The organism is Luethyella okanaganae (genome assembly GCF_042660285.1).
Lineage (GTDB): Bacteria > Actinomycetota > Actinomycetes > Actinomycetales > Microbacteriaceae > Luethyella > Luethyella okanaganae.
Map to the genome: position 1 here is coordinate 1 of NZ_JBHSTP010000006.1, position 3,776 is coordinate 3,776.

The 3,776-nt window shown below is 65.9% G+C and carries 6 protein-coding genes; 3 read left to right on the plus strand and 3 right to left on the minus strand.

Annotated elements, in window-relative coordinates:
- Positions 1 to 490, plus strand: a 490-nt coding sequence (locus tag ACFQB0_RS15345; protein ID WP_386733307.1) for an aldehyde dehydrogenase family protein, incomplete at its 5' end; no start/stop codon positions are given.
- 145 nt (positions 491 to 635) lie between these two features.
- On the opposite strand, the gene folE is transcribed toward ACFQB0_RS15345, so the two are convergent.
- Positions 636 to 1,235 carry a GTP cyclohydrolase I gene (folE, locus tag ACFQB0_RS15350; RefSeq protein ID WP_386733308.1) on the minus strand — a complete coding sequence of 200 codons (600 nt, stop codon included), beginning with the start codon at positions 1,233 to 1,235 and terminating at the stop codon, positions 636 to 638.
- Between the two features lie 311 nt (positions 1,236 to 1,546).
- Between folE and ACFQB0_RS15355 the strand changes: the two genes are divergently transcribed.
- Together ACFQB0_RS15355 and ACFQB0_RS15360 are read left to right on the plus strand one after the other, a co-directional pair.
- Entirely contained in the window at positions 1,547 to 1,810 is a 264-nt protein-coding gene (locus tag ACFQB0_RS15355; RefSeq protein WP_386733312.1) for an integrase core domain-containing protein, read from the plus strand.
- Positions 1,811 to 1,968: 158 nt separating this feature from the next.
- Positions 1,969 to 2,562: a hypothetical protein gene (locus tag ACFQB0_RS15360; protein WP_386733309.1), complete on the plus strand. Its 594-nt coding sequence runs from the start codon at positions 1,969 to 1,971 to the stop codon at positions 2,560 to 2,562.
- A gap of 153 nt (positions 2,563 to 2,715) precedes the next feature.
- Here ACFQB0_RS15360 and ACFQB0_RS15365 read toward each other — a convergent pair whose 3' ends face one another.
- Complete coding sequence (locus tag ACFQB0_RS15365) at positions 2,716 to 3,237, minus strand: MarR family winged helix-turn-helix transcriptional regulator (RefSeq protein WP_386733310.1); 522 nt, start codon at positions 3,235 to 3,237, stop codon at positions 2,716 to 2,718.
- Between the two features lie 46 nt (positions 3,238 to 3,283).
- A partial coding sequence (locus ACFQB0_RS15370) for an aldehyde dehydrogenase family protein (protein ID WP_386733311.1) occupies positions 3,284 to 3,776 on the minus strand: 493 nt, incomplete at its 5' end.

Consider the following 3,776-nt stretch of genomic DNA (forward strand, 5'->3'; position numbering starts at 1 on the left):
GGTGCAGAAGGCCTTCGTGGACGAGATCATCCAGGAGGCGAAAGACTCTGGAGCCGACGTCCGCGAGTTCGGCACCCTCCCCGACGGCGACCTGGCCGGCGGCAACTTCGTCCGCCCCGCGATCGTCGTCGACCCCGAGCCGTCGCTGCGCGTGGTCACTCAGGAGCAATTCGGTCCCGTCATCCCGATCATCCCCTTCGACACCGAAGACGAAGCCGTCGCCCTCGCGAACGACACCTGGGGCGGCCTCTGCGGATCCGTCTGGACAGCGTCGCCCGAGTCGGCGTCGCGGGTCGGATCGCAACTGGTCTGCGGCTACGTCTGGATCAACGACCACGGGGCAACCCGCCTCGACCTCCGGGCCCCGTTCGGCGGCATGAAACAATCCGGCATCGGCCGCGAACAGGGCATCGACGGCATCCGTGCCTTTCAGGACACCCGCTCCATCGCCACCATCGACCCAGAGGCCCTCGCGACAATGGCGCACTGACGGGATGATCTCCGCAGGGCAGGATCCGGAAGCCTCGCGCGTCCGGATCCTGCCACGTCACCCACACGCCCTGCCGCGTTCAACCACGCCGAGCCCTGCCGGTCACACGCCGAGCCACAGGAGGCCGCGTCAGGCGGCCCCCGTATCAGGCTCTACCGCGCCCGGCCAGAGTCAACGCCAAAGCGGCGTCGGTCACGATGCCCGCTGTGGCGATCGTGACGATCCGCGCTCCGGTCGCGTGAGGTTCCAGATGGCTCATGCAACCATGTGACGCTTCCAAGCGTACGACGACGCCGTGCGGCTCGAGGGCCTGGTGGACGGCCAGTGCGACCTGCTGGCCAAGCCGTTCCTGCAACTGCGGCCGGGCGGCGGCAACGTTCACCACACGCGCGATGCGACTGAACCCGGCGAGGCGGGCGCGTGGGAAGTACGAGACATCGGCTTCGCCTTCGAAGGGGACGAGGTGGTGTTCGCAGAGAGTGCGGAAGGGAATCCCCGTCACCGAGACCAGCTCACCTGCCGTCTCGCCGTCTTCCAGCGGGACGGGAGCGCCCATCGCCGAGACGGGGTCGACTCCGACGCATGAGAGCATGTCGATCATCAGATCGGCGAACCTCTCCGGCGTTCTCTGGAGCCCGACGCGATCGGCGTCCTCGCCCACGGCGAGAAGCAGCTCCCTCACCGCGGCGATCGCACGCGTCCTGTCGCGTTGTGCCGTCCGCTGGGCGAGATCCAGCGTGCTCATGTGGCGTCTTTCTGGAGCGCGTCGAGTGCGAAGTTACGCCACACCCGATCGAGGCAGGCGCGATCGACCGGAGTGGAGACGGCGTGCCGAGACAGGAGCATCGGGCTTCGTGCCACTGATCGAGGTCCTCTCCGCTCTCAGCCGCGACGCCTCATCACACCACGGAGTCTCTATTTTACCTATGTAAATAGGTAAAGTCTATAGGTATTGCGTTGGCTCGTCTCACCTTCGCGTAGCTGGATACCTCGCATCGACGGGCACCGACCGTGCGCTACTCACGCGGTCGAAGGCTCCCCGCACACCGATAGCGCATAGCAGTACCGAGAGCGCTCGTAGGCGACCTCGGCGGCCTCGGCCGACACGCCCTCACCGAGTCCCAGATCGGCCTGTACAAGACCGAGCCGATCCGTCCCAGCGGACCCTGCCGGACCATCGACCAAGTCGAAGTCGCAACCCTCGACCGGGTGCACTGGTTCAACACCGAGCGCACCCACGAGTCCATCGACAACCTCACCCCGATCGAACTCGAGCAGACCAGCTACGCTCAACCAGCAAACCTCGAACCGGCCAGCTGAAACCAGAACACCACCCTCCGAACACGCCGAGGCGGTTCAATGACGAAACTCACTCGGCTAAAACTTGGGCACAATGACATCCTTCCAAGCCAACCCTCCCAGGCAAACCAGACCAAACGCCACCCATCCATCCAGCAGACCCGGTACAGTAAGCCGGCATGGCTGACCAGCAGATCACGAGTGAGGCTGGGTTAGATACACGGCGCACGTGGTATCTCGGCGGTGCGTTGCTTCTCGGATCGGTGGTCGTGTCTGCATCCGCTCGGCCTGTCGAGTCGCTTTTGGTGGGGTGGAGCTTTGTCGGTACGGCGATGTACTCCGCTTCCTTGCTCGTCTTTGCCATTGGGCTTCGAGGGGCAGGTAGCGTTACCGCCCGTCGTCCTTTAGGCACCGCGGCTATGACAGCGTTGGCGGTTTGGATCGCGGTGAGCGCTATTATCGGTGTCTTTTTCTCACCTGATCTCACGTTCGGCTATGGGGATGCGCTCGCCCAATTCATCTTTGCTCTTGTTGCGGTTGTCCAGATTGGCCGTGCCGGCGTGGTTCCCGCGCCGTGGGCATGGGCGCCGGCATGGGCTTTGGGGGCGGTATCCCTTCTATGGGTGCTTCAACAGGTAGGTTCGGGCATTGTCTCGCCGGAGACCCTGCCCCCAATCGTCGCGCTTGCAATGTTGGACGGCATTGTGCGAGTCGGCTCTGCGGTAGGGCTCGGTGCGCTCGCGCTCGTCCTCGCGGATCGCGGAAGGCGATGAGCCTGGGCAGTTTTCGCGGTGGGCGTTGACTCCGGGATCCGCGATGCATCTCCTTTTCGGAAGGATGGTGACTCGCCGGTCGGGCAGGCAGCATGCGTCGTCATGGCCGACACGGCATGAGCGGCGACGCCCTGCCACGTTCCGGCGCGGGGATCACCGCGCGCGATCGTTCAGCCGTCGCGCCCGCTCGGTCAGGCGCTGCAGGAGGGCGTTGAGCTCCGAGAGCTCGGCCGGCCCCAGCTCCTCTTCGATGAGTCGCTGTCCCCGCATCGCGATCGGGGCCATCCGATCGTGCATCTCGGCGCCATCGCCCGTGAGGTAGAGGGCGCGTGAACGCCGAGCACCATCGACGAGCACGAGCAGACCGCGGGCGGCCAGCGTGTTGACGCTCGCCGAGATGACGGCCTTGTTCGCGGAGAGCGACTCGGATATCTCGGTCGCCGACTGGCCAGGCCGCGATGCGAGGGCCGAGAGCACACGCCATTCGTTCGTCGCGAGAGCGAACTCCTGCCTGAAGGCCTGCGACTGAGCCCAGACGAGCGCATTGGAGAGCAGCGCGAGGTGACGGGGTGTGAACGCGCCGTCGTCGAGAGCGCCCGGCAGGGCCTCCGTGACGATGTCCGTTCGCGTGAGCGGTTGCTGCAACGTCGTGAACCGCGGCTCGGATGTGCTCATCTCTCCACTCTCCTATGTGCCGACGATAGGTCCAGAGCGTCGGCGGTCAATGCTCGGCAACGGCGAGCGCGACGGGGTCGATCGTGGCGATGGAGCGGGTGTCCTGAAAGGCGCGGACGCCCTCGATGCCCTGTTCGCGGCCGATGCCCGATTGTTTCATGCCGCCGAAGGGCGCGCGCAGGTCGAGGCGCGGGGCGCCGTGATCGTTCACCCAGACGTACCCGCAGACCATCTGCGAGCCGATGCGTCGCGCCGCCTCGGCGTCGGCCGTCCACACCGACGCGCCCAGTCCCGCCCAGTTGCCGTTCGCGAGCCGGATCACCTCCTCCTCGGTGTCGAAGGGGATCACGGGAACGACAGGGCCGAACTGCTCCTCCACGACCACGCCGAGGAGCGGGTCTGGATCGACGACCAGGGCGGGGCGAACGAAGTTGCCGTCCTTCAGCGCGAGATCGGCGGGCAGCTCGCCGAACTCGCGCACCTCGGCTCCCGAATCCCTGGCCTCAGCGATGAGCCGTTCGACGAACGTCTTCTGAGCA

What these genes read in the sequence shown, in the direction of transcription:
- folE (WP_386733308.1), bottom strand. Translation starts at nt 1,235, where the DNA reads ATGAGCACGCTGGATCTCGCCCAGCGGACGGCACAACGCGACAGGACG.
- ACFQB0_RS15360 (WP_386733309.1), top strand. Translation starts at nt 1,969, where the DNA reads ATGGCTGACCAGCAGATCACGAGTGAGGCTGGGTTAGATACACGGCGC.
- ACFQB0_RS15365 (WP_386733310.1), bottom strand. Translation starts at nt 3,237, where the DNA reads ATGAGCACATCCGAGCCGCGGTTCACGACGTTGCAGCAACCGCTCACG.